The following is a 19411-nucleotide window of genomic DNA, read 5'->3' on the forward strand; positions in this document are numbered from 1 at the left end:
AATCCAAGGATGCGCGCATGATGAAAGAAAGCCGGCAAGGGGAACAAGCCGCCGGCACCAGCACAATGGGATGCCGCATGGCGGGACAGTCCAGGCCAGCAACCGAGATCGCACCCGGGGCCCTGTCCCCCGGAGCCTGGCAATGACGGCGGCTGCGGAAGGGTCGCCCCCGTTGCGCATGACGCGGGCCAGACGAAATGCCCTTCTGCAGTCCGAACCCGTGCAGGGCCTCGCCCTGATCAGCCCGACCTTCATCTACGCGCTTATCCTTCTGGTCCTGCCGATCCTGGTGGTCATCGCGCATTCCTTCTGGACACAGCACTACCTGACCATCGACCGCACCTTCACGCTGGAAAACTACCGCGTCGCGCTGACCGAGCCGATCTACCGTGATCTCCTATGGCGCTCGCTCTACATATCGCTGACGGTCAGCCTGCTCACCGTCCTTTTGGCCTATCCGATCGCCTACTTCATTTCGTTCCATGGCGGTCGCCACAAGAGCCTGTGGCTGTTTCTCATCACCATTCCGTTCTGGACCAGCTATCTGCTGCGGGTGATGTCGTGGAAGGTCATCCTCGGTTACAACGGCGTCCTCAATTCCGGCCTGATGGGTCTTGGCATCATCGACGAGCCGTCGACCGCGCTGCTCTACAATTCGAGCGCCGTCATCATCACGCTCACCCATGCCTGGGCGGCCTTCGCCATCCTGCCGATCTTCGTCTCGCTGGAAAGGGTCGACCGCACGCTGGTCGAGGCAGCCACCGATCTCGGTGACGGCCCACTACGCTCGTTCCTCCGCGTGACGCTACCGCTGTCGGCACCTGGCGTCATCTCGGCGGCGCTGATCGTCATGATCCCGACCGTCGGCGACTACGTCACGCCGAAGCTGGTCGGCGGCAAGGACGGTGTCATGATCGCCAACGCCATCCAGGCGCAGTTCGGCAAGGCCTCCAATTGGCCGCTGGGCGCGGCCCTTTCCGTCACCACCATGTTGATCGTGACGCTGATGGCGGGCGCCACGGTGCTGATCATCCGCGCCGTCCAGAGGCTGGCGCGATGATTGTGGTGCGGCGCTTCCTGTCCGGCGGCTGGCTGGCCACCTATGCGTTTCTCTATGTCGTGTTCCTCTATCTGCCTGTCATTTTCCTGCCGATCTTCTCGGTCAACACGGCGGCGACACCAAAATTTCCGCTCACCGGCTTCACCTTGCATTGGTACGAGGACCTGCCGCGCACGCCCGCACTGCTCGACGCCACCTGGAACAGCCTGATCGTTGGCGCCTCGGCAGCAATCCTCTCCACCGTGCTCGGCATCCTCGCCGCCCGTTCGATCACCCGATACCGCTATCCCGGCCGTCGCACCATCAACGGCCTGATCATGGCGCCGCTGGTGCTGCCTGAGGTGATCGTCGCCATCTCGATGCTGCTGGTGATGCTGCAGCTTGGCTTGAGCCTGTCGCTGTTCACCGTCGTGCTCGGCCATGTGCTCGTCTGCATCCCTTATTCGATGACCGTGCTGACCTCCGGCTTCGAAGGCTTCGACCGCAGCCTGGAGGAAGCCTCCGCCGACCTCGGCGAGAGCGCCTTCGGCACTTTCCGGCGGGTGACATTGCCAATGGTGGCGCCGGCCATCATCTCCAGCCTGCTCGTCTGCTTCACCATCTCGCTCGACGAATTCATCATCGCCTTCTTCCTCACCGGCACCGAGGCGACGCTGCCGATCTACATCTGGGGCCAGCTGCGTTTTGCGGCGAAGCTGCCCGGCGTGCTGGCGCTGGGCACGCTGCTGCTGATCGCCTCTTTCCTGTTGATGACCGTCGCCGAAATCCTGCGTCGCCGCGCGGCCAGACGCACCCAGAACGAGGGAGGCCTCTATGCCTGAGCAGCCGCAACGATCCATGATCGAGATCAAGAACGTCACCCGCAGCTACGGCGCGTTCAAGGCGCTCGACGACGCCTCCTTGACCATCCGCGAAGGCGAGTTCTTCTCGCTGCTCGGTCCCTCCGGTTGCGGCAAGACCACGCTGCTGCGCATGATTGCCGGCTTCGACAATCCGACCAGCGGCTCGATCTCGGTCGGCGGCCAGCCGATGGAAGGCATCCCGGCCAATCGCCGGCCAACCAACATGGTCTTCCAGAGCTACGCGATCTTCCCGCATCTCAATGTCGAGCAGAACGTCGCCTATGGGCTGAAGCGGCTGAAGCTGCAGGGCGGCGAGGAAAAACGCCGCGTCGAGGAGGCGCTGGCGCAGGTCTCGCTCACAGGCCTAGGCAAGCGCCTGGCGACAGAACTGTCCGGAGGCCAGCGGCAGCGCGTGGCCCTCGCCCGCGCGCTGGTCATGCGGCCCAAGGTGCTGCTGCTCGACGAACCGCTGTCGGCGCTGGACAAGAAGCTGCGCGAGCAGATGCAGGTCGAATTGCGCCGCCTGCAACAGGCCGTCGGCATCACCTTCGTGCTCGTTACCCACGACCAGTATGAAGCGCTCGCCATGTCCGACCGCATCGCCGTGATGTTCGGCGGCAGGATCGCGCAGGTCGCTTCGCCCAAGGAGATCTACCAGCGGCCGGTCACCCGCCAGGTCGCCGACTTCCTCGGCGGCATGAATTTCGTCAAGGCTCAGATTGTCGAGGAGAACGGCGCGTCGCTGGTCGTCGATACGCTGGGCTTCGGCCGGATCAAGACCGACAAGCCGAAGGCTTTTGTGCGCAATGGCGGCGGCGCCACGCTCGGCATCAGGCCGGAACGCCTGCGCGTGCTGTGGGACAATGCGACGGCAAAATTCGAAGTCGCCGGAAGGGTGGTCGAACGCCACTATTTCGGCGAGATCACCCATCTGATCGTCGAGATACCGGGCCTGGAGAAGCCGCTATCGGTGACCGAAACCAACGATTTCGGTGCCGACGACATACCGGTGGGAACCTCTATCCGCCTCGCCTACGACCCGGAAGCGCTGGTGGCGATGGCCGACTGAACTTCCGTGATGATCTTGCGCGCCGCGATGCGCCCGGCGATGATCGCGCCTTCGACATAGCCCGGAAATGACGGTGACAGCTCTGAACTGGCGAAATGCATTGCTGGCGCGCCGGCTCGGATTATACGCTCGGCGTCGGTCGCATCCATGTCGACGATGAGGTCGCTGTAGCCGCCAACGCTGCCTTCGTCGTCGAACCAGTATCGGACGGCAAAGCCGACCCATTTTGCAGCTTCTGGACCGAGTGCCGCAACGAGACGCGCCGCAATTCTGGTGCGGAGGCCCTCCTGCCCAAAGCCGCGCCATTCGATGGCAGACGGACCGCCAATGAAAACCACCAGCGCCGGATGATCGTCATCCTTGCTGGCGTCGCAGGCAAACAAACCCGGCTGGTCGCGCCACATCACCATGCCGCTCAAGCCCTTGGCTCGCCAGAAGGCGGTGCGATAGCGCACCAGTACCTTGATCACCATACCGCTCCGCCAGACGCCGAGTGCTTTCTCCAGGGCCGCCGGCAGTGGCGGCGAATAGTCGATCCTCGACGCCATGACTGGCGGCACGGCGACGAGCAGACAACGAGCCTCTATCGAACCCGCGCCGGCATGGATGGACACGCCATTTGCGCCTTGCTCGATGCGCGTGACATGCGCGCCAAGCCGCACCCGGCCGCCCAGATCTCGAGCCAAATCCTCCGCCAGCGAATGCATCGTCTCTGCGAGAAAGTATTGCAGCTCCGACACCTCGTTGGTGATACGGCGATCATTGTCGATGAGGTGCCAAAGCGGCAGCTTCTCCAGTGCTTGGCACCACAAACCTTCGATCATCGAGCGAAAGGCTGCCTTGGCGTCCTCGGGGTCGCCCTGCCGATCGAGCCAGGCGGCGACTGATAAGCCGGCGATATCAGGATCATCAGGCGCGATCGCGTTCATGCGATCGCGGATCACCATCGAGCCGACGTAGGTTCGTTCTGCCTCTCGGGCAGACATGGCCGGCTGGGCGACGAATTCGCCGTCGACATAGGTCTCGACCAGCGTCTTGCCGTGCTCCTCAACCAACGCCATCAGCGCCGGCATATCCTCGCACAGGAACTGACCGCCGCTGTCGATACGCTCTCCGTCGCCGATCTCCATGGACTCGACCCGCCCGCCGACGCGGTCGTGTGCTTCGAGCAGGACGAAATCGATGCCGGCTGCCTTCAGCTCAAGTGCTGCCGACAGGCCGGTGAAGCCGGCGCCGACGATGACGACATCGGTTCTTTCCGGTTCGCTCTTCAATAGCCTGCCTTGATCTTCTCGAACTCGGCGCCCATGCGCTGCTTAAGCTCCGGCGTCACCGGCTGCTGGAACAGCGTTTTGTCGAGAAACTTGTCGAGATTGTCGAAGCCGCGCTCGACCAGCACCTTGTGGTCGATCGCTCCCATGCCGGCGCCGTTGCCATGGCCATAGCCAAAGGTCTTGACTAGGTAGTCCGACACGCCGGGTGCATTGACGGCGCTGAGGAAATCATAGGCTTCGTCGAGCTTGCCGGGCGCGTCCTTCATCAGCACATAGCCGCACACCCAGGTGGAAATCCCTTCCTTGGTGTCGCGGTTCATGGCGATCGGCATGCCTTGCCCTTTGAGCGTCACGAAGGTCTCGTTCCAGCCCCAGACGAGATCGACCTCATTGCCGATAAAGGCCTGGTTGAGGTCGGTGTCGTCGGTCCAGTAGAAGCGGACGTTCTTGTGCACATCGCGCAGGAACGCGGACGCCTGCTGGAACTGCGCATCGGTCATCTTGGTCCAGTCCTTGAGGCCGATCACCAGGCTCGCCAAGGCATAGGCGTCGTCGACATTGTCGCCGATGGTGACGCGGCCCTTGAACTTGGGATCGGCGAAGATCCTGAGCGATTGCGCCTCTTCCGCCGTCACCTTGTCGGTGCGGTAGAGCAGCGAGGTGTTGCCCCAGTCGAACGGCATGAACCAGGCCTTGCCGTCAGCGGTGACAGCGAGATCCTTCATCGCCATGATGCCGGGATTGAGGTCCTTCCAGCCTGATATCCTGGAGGTGTCGAGCGGCTGCAGCATGCCGGCCTCGCGCCATTTGACAACGCTTTGCGAGCAGGGGTGGGCGATGTCGGCCTTGAAGCCCGCCCGCATCTTCTCGAACGCTTCGTCCTCGTCGCCGAAGAAAGCGAAGGTCGGTTCGGCGCCGTATTTGGCGGTGTAGGCGGGATGCAGCAGCGGATCTTCATAGCCCGACCAGTCGAACACCACGAGATCGCCGCTGCCTTCGGCGGAGGCATAGACAGCGCCGCCGCCGATCATGCACGCGGCGGCAAGGGCAAGGCGGCGTAGCATCGATTTCATGGCTGAGAATTCCCCCGGGGTCGCGAAAACATCAGCGCAAGGTTAGGAGAATTCCCAGACTTTGGCGAGCCCGTCTGCCGCCCGATGGGCGCGCAGACGGGACGCCCAGAACAGGGCTCAATAACCGGCTTTGATCTTCTCGAATTCGGCGATCATCTTGAGCTTGAGGTCGGACGGCACCGGCGATTGGAACAGTGTCTTGTCGACGAATTTCTGCACGTCGTCATAGCCCTTTTCCTTCAGCACCGCCTGATCGACGCCGGCCATGCCCTTGGCGTTGGCCTGGCCATAGCCCCAGTCCTTGACCAGCACCTTGGCGGTCTCCGGATCGTTGACGGCGTTCAGATAGTCATAAGCCTTGTCGATGTTGCCGGGCGCGTCCTTGAACAGCACATAGCCGCAGACCCAGGTCGAGATGCCTTCGTCGGTGTCCTTCTTCGCCATGATCGGCACGCCGGCGGCGACCGACTGCACGGTGGCGTCATTCCAGGCCCAGGCGCGGTCGACCCCGCCACCGCTCAACAGCTGCACGACGTCGGTTGTGTCGGTCCAGTAGGAGCGGATGTTCTTATGCACCTGGCGCAGGAAATCGGATGCCTGCTTGAACTGGTCGTCGGTCATCTTGGTCCAGTCCTTGACGCCGATGGCGAGGCTCGCCAGCGCATAGGCGTCGTCGACATTGTCGCCGATCGACACCCTGCCCTTGAACTTGGGATCGGCAAAAGCCTTCAGCGATTGCACGTCCTTGGCGTCGATCTTGGAGGTGTTGTAGGTGAGCTGGGTGTTGCCCCAGTCCCAGGGCATGAACCACGCCTTGCCGTCCGGCGTCGTGGCAAGATCCTTCATCGCCATGATGCCGGGATTGAGATCTTTCCAGCCCGTGATCTTCGACGTGTCGAGCGGCTGCAGAAGGTCGGCCTCGCGCCATTTCACCACGCTCTGCGAGCAGGGATGGCCAAGATCGGCCTTGAAGCCGGAGCGAGCCTTCTCGAACGCCTCGTCCTCGTCGCCGAAGAAGGCGAAGGTCGGCGAGTCGCCGTTCTTCTCGACATATTTCGGATGGAAGCTGGGGTCCTCATAACCGGACCAGTCGAACACGACCAGGTCCTTGTCGGCGGCGACTGCCAGTGCTGCGGCCGAAGCCGCCAGCGCACCAGTCAGCGCCAGGGTCAATGTCAGGCGTCGGGTCAGTTTTTTCATTGTTCCATCCTCTGCTTTGTTCTGGTGTTCTTATGGTTTCGTGGTGCCGGCGGCCTTCGACGGGTAGTGTTTCGGGAAGGCCGCCGACAGGAATTCGTTGGCTGCTTGCAGCGCGGTCTCGCGGGTGGTGTCCTCGGTCCCCATCATCAACCGCAGCCACAGCCCTTCCAGCATTGCGCTGAGTGCCAGCGCCATCACCTGCGGTTCATAGGCATAACCGCCGCTCTGCTTGAGCGTCACGCACAGGTCGATGAAGATGGTCTGATAGACGGCATCGCGCGCACTGCTCAGCGCCTGATAGGTCGGCCGCGACTTGGCCTCGCCCCAAAAGGCGCACCAGGCGGCCAGCTTTCGCTTGTTACAGATCGAACGGTCGAAATCGGCGGAGACCAGCGCCTGGAGTTGCTGGGCCGGATCATCGCCTGCCTTCTGCAGGGCGTTGCGCCAATGCGCCGAGTACTCGTCATACATATGCTGCAAGGTCGCGATGAGCAGCTTTTCCTTGCTTTCGAAATGAAAATTGACGATGCCGCGCGACAGGCCGGCGCCATCGGCGACATCGGCCATCGTCGTTTCCGAATAGCCGCGCTTGGCCAGGGAATCGATCGTCGCCTCGATGAGCTGAAGCTGCCTGACTTCCTTCGAGGCCTTGCGTCCGCGCTTTTCGGCCTCGCTTTTCCGCGCCGATTCAAGGAGGGCTTCCTTGGCGACTGAAGTCTTCATGAGTCTGATGGTCTCCAGCATCGCCGGCTATCCAACCGGCTTTCGACCGCGAAGATGAGTGGGACGGTGCTCACCACTGTCAAGCACCTTCTGCATGGCTTCCCAGGTTCGTATGTTCTTGTCGACATAGGCTGCGCCAACCGCGGCCGCGACCGTCGGATAGAGCGGCCCCTTCAGCCTTTCCAGCTCACCGCGCGCCACGTCGCGGTACCAGGGGTTGCGGTCCCTGACGGCGACATCGGCAAAGCCGGCGCTACGCATCGCCCGCGCATAGCGTGCCGGTGACGCCATGGCGAAAGACAGCCCTTCCGCCGCGATATAGGCCTTCATCTCGGGCGACGGTTCGCCGTCATGCGAGATCATCCAGTTGGAGGCGGCAAAGACGCCGCCCGGCCTGAGCACCCGGAAGATTTCGGCAAACAGCGCGTCCTTGTCCGGCACATGCAGCAGTGCATCCTTGGAGAACACGACATCGAAGGAGCGATCGGCGAAAGGCAGCCGCCCCGGCGGTGCCTGGATGAAGCTGACACGATCCGCGAGCCCTCGCGCGGCGGCCCGTTGTCTCGCCGTCTCGATCACCGGCTGTTCAACATCGAAACCGGTGGCCTGGGCGGCACCGTGGCACTCGACCAGATGCAGCGTGATACCGCCTGAGCCGCAGCCGATCTCGAGGATCGTCTTGCCCTTGAGCGAAAGCCCTTCGACCACCCGGTCGACCTCATCAGGCCCGCCGGGCGACAGATAGCCATCGCCCCACAGCGCCTCGAGGAAGCGGATGGCGGTGTCGTCATACTCCGGCTCGGCATCTGCCGTTTCGATCATCGGATGTCGTCCCCGTCCGCCGATTTCAGAACCTTAGAACGCCGGCAAAGCGTAGCGCACGTCAGGGAAAACACAATATCATTTGTTGAACATTCATTCAGTATTACTGGACAAAATGACAGCCCTCGTGCCAAATTCCGCGCATTCGGGAACAGATCACGCAAAAATGAGAGCGGGTCGCTAGGGGAAGACTGGGCCAAAATGAAAGCTTGGGATGCGATCATCATCGGCGGCGGACACAACGGCCTGGTCAACGCCTGCTATCTGCAGCGCGCCGGCCTCGACGTGCTGGTGGTCGAGAAGAACGACTGGGTCGGTGGTGCCGCCACCAGCCGCGAACTGACGCCGGGCTTCCTCTACTCCAACTGCTCCTATGTCTGTTCGCTATTCCGGCCAGAGATCATGCGCGACCTCGAACTGCCGCGCTTCGGCCTGCAGGTCATCTCCTACGAGGGTGGCGCGGTGTTCACCCGCGACGGCGACTATCTCGCCAACTACCGCGACCACGACGCCCACCGGCGCGAGTTCGCCCGCTTTTCCAAGCGCGACGCCGAAGCCTATGATCGCTACGCCCGCGACGTGACGCGGCAGTGCCGTTTTATCCAGCCGCTATTGATGCGCACCGCGCCCGACCCGACCAGTTTTCGGCCGCGCGACATCGGCGAGCTGCTCTATCTCGGCAAGAAATTCGCCAGCCTGTCGGCTGAGGAAATGGCACTGACGCTGCGCTTCTGGACCATGTCGATCTCGGAATTCCTCGACGAGTATTTCGAGACCGACGTCATCAAGGCGAACTTCGCGCTGTCCGGTATCATCGGCACCGCGCTCGGCCCGATGTCGCCGGGCACGGCTTATGTGCTGCTGCACCACTATATGGGCGAGGTCGACGGCTCTGTCGGCGCCTGGGGCTATGCGCGCGGCGGCATGGGCGCGGTGACCAAGGCGCTGGCCGCATCCTTCAAGGCGTCAGGCGGAACCATCCGAACCGGCGCCGAGGTCGACCATGTGCTCGTCGGCCGAGGAAAAGCCAAGGGCGTGGTGCTGGCCGGCGGTGAGGAGATTTACGGCAAGCTCGTCGTCTCCAATGCCGACGTGAAGCGCACTTTCCTCAAACTGGTCGAGGAAAAGGAACTGCCCGACATTTTCCTGCGCCGGGTCAGGAACTTCAAGATCCGCGGCTCCTCCGGCAAGGTCAACATCGCGCTCGATTCGCTGCCGGAATTCCCGGCGCTGCCGAAGGACTCGCCGATCTATCGCGGCGACATGCATTTCACCGATTCGATGGAGCGCATGGAGCGCGCCTATGACGACTGGAAGGCCGGGCGCTGGTCGGCCGACCCCTTCCTCGACATGGTCATCCCGACGACGCTCGACCCGACCATGGCGCCGCCCGGCAAGCATTTCATGAGCTGCTTCGTGCAATACGCGCCGCCAAAGGTGAACGGCCGCGAGTGGACCGATGCCGACCGCGATGGTTTCGCCGAAAGCGTGATTTCGCAGATCGCGGAGTATTCGCCAGGCTTCCGCGACCGCATCGTCCACATGGAGGTGCGCACGCCGCGCGAGATCGAGGCGGAAGTCGGCCTCACCGAAGGCAACATCTTCCAGGGCGAACTGACCTTCGACCAGCTTCTGTTCAACCGGCCGGTGCCGGGCTACGCGCAATACCGTTCGCCGGTTGGCGGCCTCTATATTTGCGGCTCCTCGACCCATCCCGGCGGCGGCGTCATGGGCGCGCCCGGCCGCAACGCCGCGGCGGAAATCCTGCGCGATCTTGCCAAATCCACCTCGCATATGAGCCCGGCCCATGACGTCATTTGATAGCATCGTCATTGGCGGCGGCCACAACGGCCTCGTCGCCGCTGCCACGCTGGCAAAAGCCGGCCGCAAGGTGCTCGTTCTGGAGGCCGGCGCCGACGTCGGCGGCGCCGCGCGCACCGAGGAATTCGCACCGGGCTTTCGCGTCTCGTCAATCGCCCACCTGCTCAACCGGCTGCATCCCGATGTGGTGAAGACGCTGGAGCTGGAGAAACACGGGCTAAAAATCGCACGCGCCGACTTCATGACGTCGGTGGCTTTGTCGAAGGACGGCCCACCACTGGTCCTGCATGGCGCCTATGGCGAGGTGCTGACTGGCGCCAGCCCATCCGAGCAATCGGCATGGAAAGACCTGCGCGCGCAGCTGCTGCGCTATGCCGGCATCCTGAAGCCGTTCCTCTCGCGCCGGCCACCCAATCTCGCCAGCATGTCGCTGCTCGAGACCGCCTCGCTCGGCCAGACCGCGCTGGCGCTGAAGAAGCTCGGCAAGGAAGACATGCGCGACTTCCTGCGCGTGCTGTTGATGAACGTCGCGGACCTGCTCGACGAGCAGCTTGCCGATATCAGGCTGAAGGGCCTGCTAGCCTTCGATGCGACGCTCGGCAGCCACCTCGGCCCCCGTTCACCGACCTCATTGCTCGGCCTCTACTATCGGCTGGCCGGTGAGGCCGCCGGTGCGGCCGGCGCGCAGGTTCTGCCAAAGGGCGGCATGGGCGCGATCGTCGCCGCCATCCGTGCCTCGGCGGAGAAGGCTGGCGTCGAAGTCCGCACATCGGCGCCCGTAGCAAAAATCATCATGGAGAAAGGCCGCGCCGTCGGTGTCGCGCTCGACAATGGCGAGGTGCTGCGCGCCAGCACGATCGTCTCCGCCATCAGTCCGGCAACCACCTTTCTCGACCTCGTTGGACCGCGCGAGATCGACATCGGCTTCATGCGCAAGGTGAAAAACATCCGCATGAAGGGCGATGCGGCCAAGCTCAATCTGGCGCTCGACCGGCCGCCGCAATTCAGCGGCGTCGATGCCGCCGGTCACAAGGGCCGGCTGGTCATAGCCCCCTCACCCGATCACGTCGAGCGCGCCTTCAATCCCTCCAAATATGGCGAGTTCTCGCCGGAGCCGGTGATGGAGATCACGCTGCCCAGCCTCGCCGACCCATCGCTAGCACCCAACGGCGCCTGCGTGCTGTCGGCGGTCGTGCAATACGCGCCCTATCAGTTGAAAGAGGGTTGGGCTGCCGGCAAGCCGAAATTCCTCAAGGCGATCATGGCGCAGCTCGAGTCTCACGCGCCCGGCATCGGCAAGAGCGTCGTCCATGCTGAGCTTCTGACGCCAGCCGACATCGAGACGCGCTACCGCATGCCGGGCGGCCATTGGCACCACGGCGAATTGCAAGCCGACCAGATGCTGGTCTCGCGGCCCGTGTCAGGCTGGTCAGGCTACGACACGCCGGTCGAAGGCCTGTTCCTGGCCGGCGCCGGCTCGCATCCGGGCGGCGGTGTGTCCGGTGCGCCTGGCCTCAACGCGGCGCGACGCATCATTGCGATGAAAGGATAGGCCATGGCTCAGGCAACCAGGAAGAAGCCCGTTGCAAAGACAGCCGGCACAGCCATTTCGGCTCGCATCGCCGTCCAATCGCATTTCCGCACGCTGCGTCTGGGCACACCCTTTCAGCCGCGTATCGACGCGCTGGCCAAAACCCAGGACTGGTACAACTGGGCCGGCTACCGTGCCCCGCATTCGCTGTGGGACGAGGAGCTCGAATATTTCGCCATCCGCAGCCAGGCGGCGCTGTTCGACATTTCGCCGACGATCAAATACCGGATCGAAGGGCCGGACGCCGAAGCCTTGCTAGATCGTGTGACGCTACGCGACGTCACCAAGCTCAAACCGGGCCGCGTCCACTACACCGCATGGTGCGACGACGCGGGTTTTGTCCTCGACGACGGCATGCTGTTTAGGCTGTCATCGACGCGTTTCCGCCTCTGTTCGCAGGAGCGGCATCTGCCCTGGCTGCTCGACAGCGCCTGCGGCTTCGACGTCACAGTCGAGGAAGAGACAGAAGCCATCGCGGGCCTCGCCTTGCAAGGGCCGACTTCCTTTGCGGTGCTGCGCGATGCCGGCTTCACCGGCGTCGAAAAGCTGAAAATATTCGATCTTGCCGACTTCCCGCATGATGGGGATAGCGTCACGATTTCGCGCACCGGCTTCACCGGCGATCTCGGCTACGAACTGTTCGTGCCGGCCGGCAAGGCGCTGAGCCTGTGGGACCGGCTGATGATTGCGGGCGAACAGCGCGGCATCCGCGCCATCGGCTACACGCCGCTCAACCGCGCGCGTCTCGAGGCCGGGCTGATCGTTGCCAATGCGGATTTCACCACCGCCGAGCACGCCATCCGCGCCGACCGCCTGCGCATGCCTGACGAGATCGGGCTCGGCTTCATGATCGATCTGGAAAGGGGCCATTTCAACGGCCGTCGTGCCATCCTCGAGGCTCGCACCAAACGCAAGCTGCGCCATGTGCTGGTCGGGCTGGAAATCGAGGGCAACATCCCGGCCGAACACGCCATCATCTACCACAAGAAAGCCCAGGAGGTTGGCCTGGTCAGCGGCGCCATGTGGTCGCCGATGGCCAAGCGCAACATCGCCATCGCCTCGCTGGCGCGGCCATACGGTGATACAATTATCGAGGACCTCTGGGTCGAGATCTACGCCATGCGCGAGCTGCAGTATCAGAAGCTGATGAAGCGGGCCAAGGTAGTGGCGCGGCCGTTCATCAAGCTCGACCGCCGCACCGCCAACCCGCCCGCGGACTTCTGACCATGACCGACGAAGCCGACAAGCCTAAAGAAGATGGGGAAGCCGCCGAGCAGTGGGAGCTCGTCAACACGCCGCTCGGCGAAAAATGGTCCGGCCGCACGCGCTATGCCGCGGCCATGTTTTTCTACAAGCGCGACGAGATGAGCGCCGAGACGCTCGAAGTCTACCGCATCTGCGCACGGCTCGATTCGGAAGATCCGCTGCCGATCATCCGCGATCGCGGCGGCGGCAAGGACTGGTTGAAAAGGATCGGCTTCGAATAGCGCTAAGCGCTATCCAATTGTCTTTTCCAGCACGCCGAGCCAGTTGCGATAGGCGATCTTTTCGATCAGCGCACGGCCGAAACCCCGTGCCGAAAGAGCATCGAGCAGCTTCGGCAGGCCGGCAACGTCGCCGATGACGGCCGGGATCATGGCGCCATCGAAATCCGAGCCGACGCCGACGCCGTCTTCACCCAGCGCCTGCAGCAGCGAATCGACATGGCGCACCATGATGTCGAGGCTGGTGTCGGCATTCATTCGCCCGTCCTCGCGCAGGAAGCCAGTGGCGAAGTTTAGCCCGACCATGCCGCCGGACTCGCGGATCGCGCCGAGCTGCCAGTCGGTGAGATTGCGCGAATGACCGCAGATCGCGTGCACGTTGGAATGGGTGGCGACCAGCGGCGCGTCGCTGAGTGCGGCGACATCACGAAAACCTTTCTCGTTGAGATGCGACAGATCGATCATGATCTTCAGCTGATTGCAGGCCTTGACCAGCGCCTTGCCGGCATCGGTCAGGCCGGGCCCAGTGTCAGGCGAGGACGGAAAGCGGAACGGCACGCCGTGACCGAAGGCGTTCGGCCGGCTCCAGACGATGCCGAGCGAGCGCAGGCCGGCAGCGTGCAGCACGTCGAGCATGGTGAGCTCTGGATCGATCGCCTCGACGCCTTCGATGTGGAACACCGCCGCGATCGAGCCTTGCGCCATGGCGTTGCGCACGTCGCCGGCGCTGCGGCAGACGGTGAGCGCTCCGGCCCGTTCCAGCCGAAACAGGATCGAGGCCATGGCGATCGTCGAGGTCAGCGCGTCATTGCGCGGAACCTCGGGCGGCAGCGGCTCGGCATCACTCGGCGCCAGGGGCACGGCACTGCGCCTGGATTTCTCGACAGGCGGCGGAAAGATGGCGAACATGCCGCCGGCAAAGCCGCCGGCTTTGGCACGCGGCAGGTCGATATGGCCGCCCGATTTCCCCTCGATGAACAGCTTTTCGACGTCGGTGTCTTTAGACTGATAGAGTCTGAGCAACGTATCGTTGTGGCCGTCGAAGACGGGAACGAGGTCGGTTTCGGTCATAGGGGGATCATTCGGTTCGTTTGTCGGCAAGGGGCTGAGATGGATCATATCTACATAGGCAGGATGCGCCACCCGCGCAAATGCCAAAGCCATCCCCGCTGGGATGGCAGCCGCTTGTCGCGCCGTTTACGAGCGACGAAATCCCTACCGCTTCAGCACGTCAGCCCATTCCTGATGGCGGCGGAACTGGGCGTTGGCGAATGGGCAGAGCGGGATGATCTTCTTGCCTGCCGCACGCGCATCCTCGACGGCGCGGGTGACGAGCCTAAGCCCGGCACCTTGGCCGCGAAACGCGTCCGGTACCTCAGTGTGATCGATGATGATCTGGTGCTCGCCGATCTTGGTGAAGGTCATCTCGGCTTCGGCGCCACCGGGCCCGCGAAGGACGTAGCGACCCTTGGAACCGCGATCCTCCAGTTCGATCTCAGGCAGTTGATCCGGCATCGCTATACTCCTTGGGCAGCATTGGCAAAGAACCGCCGTGCCGCCTCGATCTCGTTTGGCCGCACCTCGTGCCCGCCTTCATGCCATTCCACTGTGACATCGGCGCCGTCGGCACGCAAATAAGCTTCGAGCCGCGTGGTCAGGTTCGGTGGGCAGATCGGATCGTGCTTGCCGGCGGTGAGCAGAATATGGCGGCCAGCGAGACTGCCCTTGACGTCAGGTTCGAACGGGATCAGCGGATGCATCAGCACCGCAGCGTCGAACTGCGCCGGTATCGCAAACACCACCGAGGCCAGGATATTGGCGCCATTGGAATAGCCGAGACCGAGCACGGCCGACGGCTTCGCCGCCTCGACGTACGTGTTGACGAAGCCTGCCATCTTGTCCGTCGCCCGCGCCAGATCGTCCATATCGTAGACGCCTTCCCCAGTGCGGCGAAAGAAGCGTGCCGCACCTTGTTCCGACACGTCGCCGCGCGGCGAGATAATGGTTGCCTGGTGCGCGAGATCGCGCCCCAGCGACAGAAGCTGGTTCTCGTCGGCCCCCGTGCCATGGAAGACGAACAGCAACGGACCGCCCGGCGAACCGGGCAGCAGCTTGTGGATGTACGCGTCCTTGCTCATGGTCTCAGCCTTCCAGCTTCTGCAGATGCTGTTCGAGATAGGGTCGCAGGTGCTGGTGCTGCGTCGGCAGCTTCAGCGCCTCGCCGAGATGAGCGGTATCCTCATCGCGATCGAAACCCGGCTCGTTGGTGGCAACTTCGAACAGCACGCCACCCGGCGTGCGGAAATAGATCGCCCAGAAATAATCGCGATCGATCACCGGTGTCACCCCATAGCCGGTGTCCATCAACGCCTTGCGCACTTCGAGCTGCTTGGCACGGTTCTCGACGGCGAAGGCGACATGATGGACTGAGCCGGCGCCGAGATCGGCGAAGGCCGTGGTCGGCAGCGATTCGATATCGACGACATCGGCGCCGTTGCCGTTCTTCACAGCGAGCCGCCTGACGTTGCCTGATTTCTCGATCTCCTCGTAGCCCATGAATTTCAAAAGCTCCTCGGTGGCACCGCCATCCTTCAGCCGGAGCGACACCGAGTGGAAGCCGCGGATCGCCTCATCAGCTGGGATGCCGCCTTTCGCCCAGGGCGCTCTGCTATCCGCCTTGTCCTCGACCAGCGCGAAACCGTCGCCATCGGGACCGGAAAAGGCCAGACGCTTCTCGCCGAATGTCTGTTCGCGCGACACGCCGGTGACGCCTTCATCGGCAAAACGCTTTTCCCAGTAGGCAAGCGTGCCTTCCGGTACCGAATAGACCGTGGTGCCGACTTCACCGACGCCGTGACGGCCCTTGCCGATGTTGGGGAACGGGAAATAGGTCATCACTGAACCGGGCATCCCGGATTCGTCGCCATAGTAGAGGTGGTAAACATCGGGCGCGTCGAAATTGACAGTCTTCTTGACCCGGCGCTGGCCGAGCTTTTGGGTGAAGAACTCATTGTTCTGCCGGGCATCCTTGGCCATCGATGTGACGTGATGCAGGCCCTTGATCTGGTCGAGCATTGTCTTGCTCCTTCCCTTGGTGCTTGTGCGGCCCTCGCCGCTGTCCACGCCAATATGAGGATGCGGGCGCTTTAGGCAAAGGCGGCAAACACAGAATGGACTGTCCTGCAAAAGTGAACAATGGAAAGAAGTTTGTTCACCAATTGACTCACAAGACGGACTTGCGCCGTCGTCAGAATTCGGTTCCATGAGCGGCGTTCGACCATCCAGGGACAAGGGTATCGCGAGTGACTGGAAAAGCCAGGCGGCCTAACATTCTGCTGATCACATGCGACCAGTGGCGCGGCGATTGTCTGTCTTCCGCGGGCCATCCGGTTGTGAAAACGCCGAATGCCGACGCACTGGCCGCAGAGGGTGTGCTGTTCAAGCGGCACTATGGCGGTGCGGCGCCCTGCTCGCCGGCCCGCGCCTGCCTCTACACCGGCCTCTACCAGATGAATAACCGCGTCTGCCGCAACGGCACGCCGCTTGACGCCCGTCACGGCAACATCGCGTTGCATGCGCGCGGCCTTGGCTATGATCCGACACTGTTCGGCTATACCGACGTGTCGCTCGACCCGCGCCTGCTGGCGCCGGGCGACCCGCGGCTGCAAAGCTATGAAGGCGTGTTGCCGGGCTTTACGGTGCGCCAGCTGCTGCCCGAGCATCAGAAACAGTGGCTGTCCTGGCTGAAGCAGCGAGGTATCGACACCAGCGCCGGGTCTCCCGACATCCACCGCCCGGTGACCCAAGGCAAGGCCAGCGCATCTGTCAGCAACGCGCCACCTGTCTACTCCAGGGATGAAACGCCGGCCGCCTTCCTGACCGGCGAATTCACGCGCTGGCTCGGCGAGCAGGAGCGCGCCGCGCCGTGGTTCGCGCATCTTTCGTTCATCAGCCCGCACCCGCCCTTCATCGTCCCGGAGCCCTACAACACGCTGTATGAACCAGCGGACGGCCCCGCCTTCCTGCGGGCGGCAAGCTGGCAGGAAGAGGCGGAAAGCCATCCCTATCTCGTCTATGACATTGGCCGGCAGAAGCAGGCTAAGTTCCGTCCCGACGCCAATGGCAGGGTGCACGACTGGAGCGATGACGACTTTCGCCGTATACGCGCGATCTATTACGGCATGATCTCAGAGGTCGACGCGCAGCTCGGCCGCGTCTGGCAAGCGGTCAAGACCGCGGGCGCGTGGGACGACACCATCATCGTGCTGACATCGGACCATGCCGAGATGATGGGCGACCATTTCATGCTGGGCAAGGGCGGCTACTTCGATGGCAGCTATCACATTCCGCTGATCATCCGCGATCCGCACCACCGCAAGGCGGCCGGCGGCAGCGTCGACCGCTTCACCGAAGCGGTGGACATTGTGCCGACGCTTCTCGACCTGCTCGGCGAGGCTCCCGCGCCACATCTCGACGGTCACTCGCTGAGGTCGTTCCTGGACGGAGCGAACCCTGCAGCCTGGCGCGATGCCGCGCATTGGGAGTTCGATTTCCGCTCGATTGCCGATGGTGAGGCCGAACGCCATTTCGGCATCACCTCACGCCAATGCAACCTCGCCGTCATCCGCACGGAAAAATTCAAATATGTCCATTTCGGTGGCGGCCTGCCGCCGCTGCTGTTCGATCTCGAAAGTGATCCGGGCGAACTGGACAATCTCGCGGCCTCCCCAAAGCATCTCGCCGTGCGGCTGGAGTTTGCCGAACGGCTCCTTGCCTGGCGTGCCGAACATCTTGACCAGTCGCTGGCACTGGTAGAGCTGACGGAGCACGGAATTGCGGGCCGCGCCGCCGGTCTCCCTCCGCGCCTGACATGAAAAAGGTCCGCCCCGTTGCCGGGGCGGACCTTCTTCAAGACTGAACCGAGCTACCGCACAATCATGCGCTGCTGATCGCGCTTCTCGGCATAGCTGCCCTTGTCATAGGCGGTTTGAGCCTCGAGCTGTTCCTTAGTGAAGGTCGTGTAGAGATACTTGTTGCCGTCCTTGTCGGTCATGAATTTGAGATTATCCATACCGACCGCGACTTCCTTCGCGCCAATGCCGAGGAAGCCGCCGACATCGACGATCACGGCATCGGGGTTTTTGTCGGGGGTCAAGACGACGTCGCCGATCACGCCGACCTTGGCATCGTTGGCACCGTAGACGGTGGTGCCCTTCAGATCGTCGGCGCGGATCTCACCAACCGGCATTTCGGTCAGCGCGGACTTGTCGATGGCTGCGGTCTGCGTCTGGTCGGGAGCCGAGGCATCAGGAGCCGCCGCCGTCTTGTCTGCCGGAGCGACAGCAGGGGCCGTCGTGTTGGACGGAACGGCGGCCGGGGCGGTTGCTGCCGGCTCATTGGATGCCGTTGTCGCGGGTACCGGATCATAGGCCTTGCGGTTGAAATCCGGCTGCGCCTGCAGTTCTTCCTTGGTGGTCTGGGCCACCAGCCAGCGGTCGCCATTCTTCTCGGCCCACTGGGCCTTGGAGAAATCATAGGTGACATTCTTGGCTCCGAGGCCAAGGAAACCACCGACGCCGATGACTAGGGACTCGGCCTTGCCTTCCTTGGTCAGCACAATGTCGCTGACGCTGCCGATGTTCTGCGCGTCATCACCGGTGCCATTGTAGACGGTTTCCCCGATGATGTTGGTGGCAAGGTTGCCATCGGCGCGCTTCACAGGTTCCGCCGGAGGGGCATTCATGTCGGCAGGTTTCTGCGCCGTATCCGTCGTCGCGGGCGCGGTCGGCGCCGTGGCATCGGTCGACGCGGCTGGCGCAGGAGCCGGAGCGTAGGGCTTGCTGTCGAATTCTGCCTGCGCCGTCAGCTCGTCCTTCGTCGTCTGGGCAACCAGCCAGCGGTCGCCGTTCTTTTCGGCCCATTGCAGCTTGGCATAGTCGAAAGCGACATTCTTCGCTCCGATACCCAGGAAGCCGCCGACGCCGATGACGACGGATTTCGCCTGTCCATCCTTGTCGAAGACGACGTCGCTGACCTTGCCGATGTTCTCAGCATCGTCGCCGGTGCCGTTATAGACGGATTCACCGATGATATTGGTGACGATGCTGCCCTCGGCACGCACCGGGGCAGCGGCGGGCTCCTGAACGGCGGGCGTCTGTGCTGGCGCCGGGGTTGTTGCAGTCTGCGCATAAGCCCCAGTCGCGACCAGGGTTGCGATTGCAGTCGTGGCTAAAAGATTGCGGATCATGTCAGTCTCTCCTCGTGCGTAATTTTGTGCGCCGCAACCGTCGCTTAGGGAGTTCGGACGCGGCGTCATCTGCAATTTCACAACGTTGTGAGCATGCTGTTGTTCCGACAAAAACGCGGGCGCGGATGCGCGGCGACTGAAGGACGGAGCCGGTATTGGCTGCTTTCAAAACGGAACCTTTCCCGCTTCGTCGCGTTTCAGCCAT

General features: G+C 63.0%; 18 protein-coding genes. 8 read left to right on the forward strand and 10 right to left on the reverse strand.

Annotated elements, in window-relative coordinates; translation table 11 throughout:
* The first annotated feature begins 142 nt into the window (after positions 1–142).
* From NKJ06_RS11800 to NKJ06_RS11810, 3 genes are read left to right on the forward strand one after another with little or no spacing between them, the layout of a single operon-like run.
* Positions 143–1060 carry an ABC transporter permease gene (locus tag NKJ06_RS11800; RefSeq protein ID WP_352633345.1) on the forward strand — a complete coding sequence of 306 codons (918 nt, stop codon included), beginning with the start codon at positions 143–145 and terminating at the stop codon, positions 1058–1060.
* Positions 1057–1881, forward strand: a complete 825-nt coding sequence (locus NKJ06_RS11805) for an ABC transporter permease (protein WP_352633346.1) — start codon at positions 1057–1059, stop codon at positions 1879–1881. The genes NKJ06_RS11800 and NKJ06_RS11805 overlap by 4 nt, the downstream gene beginning before the upstream one ends.
* Positions 1882–1897: 16 nt before the next feature.
* The gene (locus tag NKJ06_RS11810; protein ID WP_352633424.1) at positions 1898–2971 is read left to right on the forward strand and encodes an ABC transporter ATP-binding protein; all 1074 of its coding nucleotides are present in this window, start codon (positions 1898–1900) and stop codon (positions 2969–2971) included.
* Here NKJ06_RS11810 and NKJ06_RS11815 read toward each other — a convergent pair.
* From NKJ06_RS11815 to NKJ06_RS11835, 5 genes are all read right to left on the reverse strand, one after another.
* Positions 2935–4245, reverse strand: a complete 1311-nt coding sequence (locus tag NKJ06_RS11815; protein ID WP_352633347.1) for a flavin monoamine oxidase family protein — start codon at positions 4243–4245, stop codon at positions 2935–2937. The genes NKJ06_RS11810 and NKJ06_RS11815 overlap by 37 nt on opposite strands.
* Entirely contained in the window at positions 4242–5318 is a 1077-nt protein-coding gene (locus tag NKJ06_RS11820) for an extracellular solute-binding protein (protein ID WP_352633348.1), read from the reverse strand. The genes NKJ06_RS11815 and NKJ06_RS11820 overlap by 4 nt, the downstream gene beginning before the upstream one ends.
* A 117-nt stretch (positions 5319–5435) precedes the next feature.
* Positions 5436–6518, reverse strand: coding sequence for an ABC transporter substrate-binding protein (locus NKJ06_RS11825; RefSeq protein WP_352809833.1), 1083 nt, complete (start codon positions 6516–6518; stop codon positions 5436–5438).
* Positions 6519–6548: 30 nt separating this feature from the next.
* On the reverse strand, positions 6549–7262 hold the full coding sequence (gene betI, locus NKJ06_RS11830) for a transcriptional regulator BetI (protein ID WP_502905610.1): 714 nt from the start codon (positions 7260–7262) through the stop codon (positions 6549–6551).
* A gap of 6 nt (positions 7263–7268) precedes the next feature.
* Complete coding sequence (locus tag NKJ06_RS11835) at positions 7269–8063, reverse strand: class I SAM-dependent methyltransferase (RefSeq protein ID WP_352633351.1); 795 nt, start codon at positions 8061–8063, stop codon at positions 7269–7271.
* 201 nt (positions 8064–8264) lie between these two features.
* On the opposite strand from NKJ06_RS11835, the gene NKJ06_RS11840 reads away from it, so the two are divergent.
* From NKJ06_RS11840 to NKJ06_RS11855, 4 genes are read left to right on the forward strand one after another with little or no spacing between them, the layout of a single operon-like run.
* On the forward strand, positions 8265–9884 hold the full coding sequence (locus NKJ06_RS11840; protein ID WP_352633352.1) for a phytoene desaturase family protein: 1620 nt from the start codon (positions 8265–8267) through the stop codon (positions 9882–9884).
* On the forward strand, positions 9871–11436 hold the full coding sequence (locus NKJ06_RS11845) for a phytoene desaturase family protein (RefSeq protein WP_352633353.1): 1566 nt from the start codon (positions 9871–9873) through the stop codon (positions 11434–11436). Before NKJ06_RS11840 ends, NKJ06_RS11845 begins: the two co-directional genes overlap by 14 nt.
* Positions 11437–11439: 3 nt before the next feature.
* Positions 11440–12699, forward strand: coding sequence for an aminomethyl transferase family protein (locus NKJ06_RS11850; RefSeq protein WP_352633354.1), 1260 nt, complete (start codon positions 11440–11442; stop codon positions 12697–12699).
* 2 nt (positions 12700–12701) lie between these two features.
* Entirely contained in the window at positions 12702–12962 is a 261-nt protein-coding gene (locus NKJ06_RS11855) for a hypothetical protein (RefSeq protein WP_352633355.1), read from the forward strand.
* Positions 12963–12971: 9 nt separating this feature from the next.
* Here NKJ06_RS11855 and NKJ06_RS11860 read toward each other — a convergent pair whose 3' ends face one another.
* The 4 genes from NKJ06_RS11860 to NKJ06_RS11875 form a co-directional block, all read right to left on the reverse strand.
* The gene (locus NKJ06_RS11860) at positions 12972–14030 is read right to left on the reverse strand and encodes a dipeptidase (RefSeq protein WP_352633356.1); all 1059 of its coding nucleotides are present in this window, start codon (positions 14028–14030) and stop codon (positions 12972–12974) included.
* A 144-nt stretch (positions 14031–14174) separates the two neighbouring features.
* On the reverse strand, positions 14175–14474 hold the full coding sequence (locus NKJ06_RS11865) for a GNAT family N-acetyltransferase (protein ID WP_109665182.1): 300 nt from the start codon (positions 14472–14474) through the stop codon (positions 14175–14177).
* Positions 14475–14476: 2 nt separating this feature from the next.
* A complete protein-coding gene (locus NKJ06_RS11870) occupies positions 14477–15097 on the reverse strand; it encodes an alpha/beta hydrolase (protein ID WP_352633357.1) in 621 nt (206 codons plus the stop codon).
* A 4-nt stretch (positions 15098–15101) separates the two neighbouring features.
* On the reverse strand, positions 15102–16034 hold the full coding sequence (locus NKJ06_RS11875; RefSeq protein WP_352633358.1) for a VOC family protein: 933 nt from the start codon (positions 16032–16034) through the stop codon (positions 15102–15104).
* 227 nt (positions 16035–16261) lie between these two features.
* Between NKJ06_RS11875 and NKJ06_RS11880 the strand changes: the two genes are divergently transcribed.
* A complete protein-coding gene (locus tag NKJ06_RS11880; RefSeq protein WP_352809834.1) occupies positions 16262–17833 on the forward strand; it encodes an alkaline phosphatase family protein in 1572 nt (523 codons plus the stop codon).
* A gap of 50 nt (positions 17834–17883) precedes the next feature.
* Here the strand turns inward: NKJ06_RS11880 and NKJ06_RS11885 are convergent, their stop codons facing one another.
* On the reverse strand, positions 17884–19206 hold the full coding sequence (locus tag NKJ06_RS11885; protein WP_352633360.1) for a PRC-barrel domain-containing protein: 1323 nt from the start codon (positions 19204–19206) through the stop codon (positions 17884–17886).
* Positions 19207–19411 lie beyond the last annotated feature (205 nt).

Source organism: Mesorhizobium sp. M0293 (assembly GCF_040321735.1).
Taxonomy (GTDB): Bacteria; Pseudomonadota; Alphaproteobacteria; order Rhizobiales; family Rhizobiaceae; genus Mesorhizobium.

What these genes read in the sequence shown, in the direction of transcription:
- NKJ06_RS11850 (WP_352633354.1), top strand. Translation starts at nt 11,440, where the DNA reads ATGGCTCAGGCAACCAGGAAGAAGCCCGTTGCAAAGACAGCCGGCACA.
- NKJ06_RS11825 (WP_352809833.1), bottom strand. Translation starts at nt 6,518, where the DNA reads ATGAAAAAACTGACCCGACGCCTGACATTGACCCTGGCGCTGACTGGT.
- NKJ06_RS11820 (WP_352633348.1), bottom strand. Translation starts at nt 5,318, where the DNA reads ATGAAATCGATGCTACGCCGCCTTGCCCTTGCCGCCGCGTGCATGATC.
- NKJ06_RS11840 (WP_352633352.1), top strand. Translation starts at nt 8,265, where the DNA reads ATGAAAGCTTGGGATGCGATCATCATCGGCGGCGGACACAACGGCCTG.
- NKJ06_RS11800 (WP_352633345.1), top strand. Translation starts at nt 143, where the DNA reads ATGACGGCGGCTGCGGAAGGGTCGCCCCCGTTGCGCATGACGCGGGCC.
- NKJ06_RS11810 (WP_352633424.1), top strand. Translation starts at nt 1,898, where the DNA reads ATGATCGAGATCAAGAACGTCACCCGCAGCTACGGCGCGTTCAAGGCG.
- NKJ06_RS11860 (WP_352633356.1), bottom strand. Translation starts at nt 14,030, where the DNA reads ATGACCGAAACCGACCTCGTTCCCGTCTTCGACGGCCACAACGATACG.
- NKJ06_RS11835 (WP_352633351.1), bottom strand. Translation starts at nt 8,063, where the DNA reads ATGATCGAAACGGCAGATGCCGAGCCGGAGTATGACGACACCGCCATC.
- betI (WP_502905610.1), bottom strand. Translation starts at nt 7,262, where the DNA reads ATGCTGGAGACCATCAGACTCATGAAGACTTCAGTCGCCAAGGAAGCC.
- NKJ06_RS11885 (WP_352633360.1), bottom strand. Translation starts at nt 19,206, where the DNA reads ATGATCCGCAATCTTTTAGCCACGACTGCAATCGCAACCCTGGTCGCG.
- NKJ06_RS11845 (WP_352633353.1), top strand. Translation starts at nt 9,871, where the DNA reads ATGACGTCATTTGATAGCATCGTCATTGGCGGCGGCCACAACGGCCTC.
- NKJ06_RS11805 (WP_352633346.1), top strand. Translation starts at nt 1,057, where the DNA reads ATGATTGTGGTGCGGCGCTTCCTGTCCGGCGGCTGGCTGGCCACCTAT.
- NKJ06_RS11875 (WP_352633358.1), bottom strand. Translation starts at nt 16,034, where the DNA reads ATGCTCGACCAGATCAAGGGCCTGCATCACGTCACATCGATGGCCAAG.
- NKJ06_RS11855 (WP_352633355.1), top strand. Translation starts at nt 12,702, where the DNA reads ATGACCGACGAAGCCGACAAGCCTAAAGAAGATGGGGAAGCCGCCGAG.
- NKJ06_RS11870 (WP_352633357.1), bottom strand. Translation starts at nt 15,097, where the DNA reads ATGAGCAAGGACGCGTACATCCACAAGCTGCTGCCCGGTTCGCCGGGC.
- NKJ06_RS11865 (WP_109665182.1), bottom strand. Translation starts at nt 14,474, where the DNA reads ATGCCGGATCAACTGCCTGAGATCGAACTGGAGGATCGCGGTTCCAAG.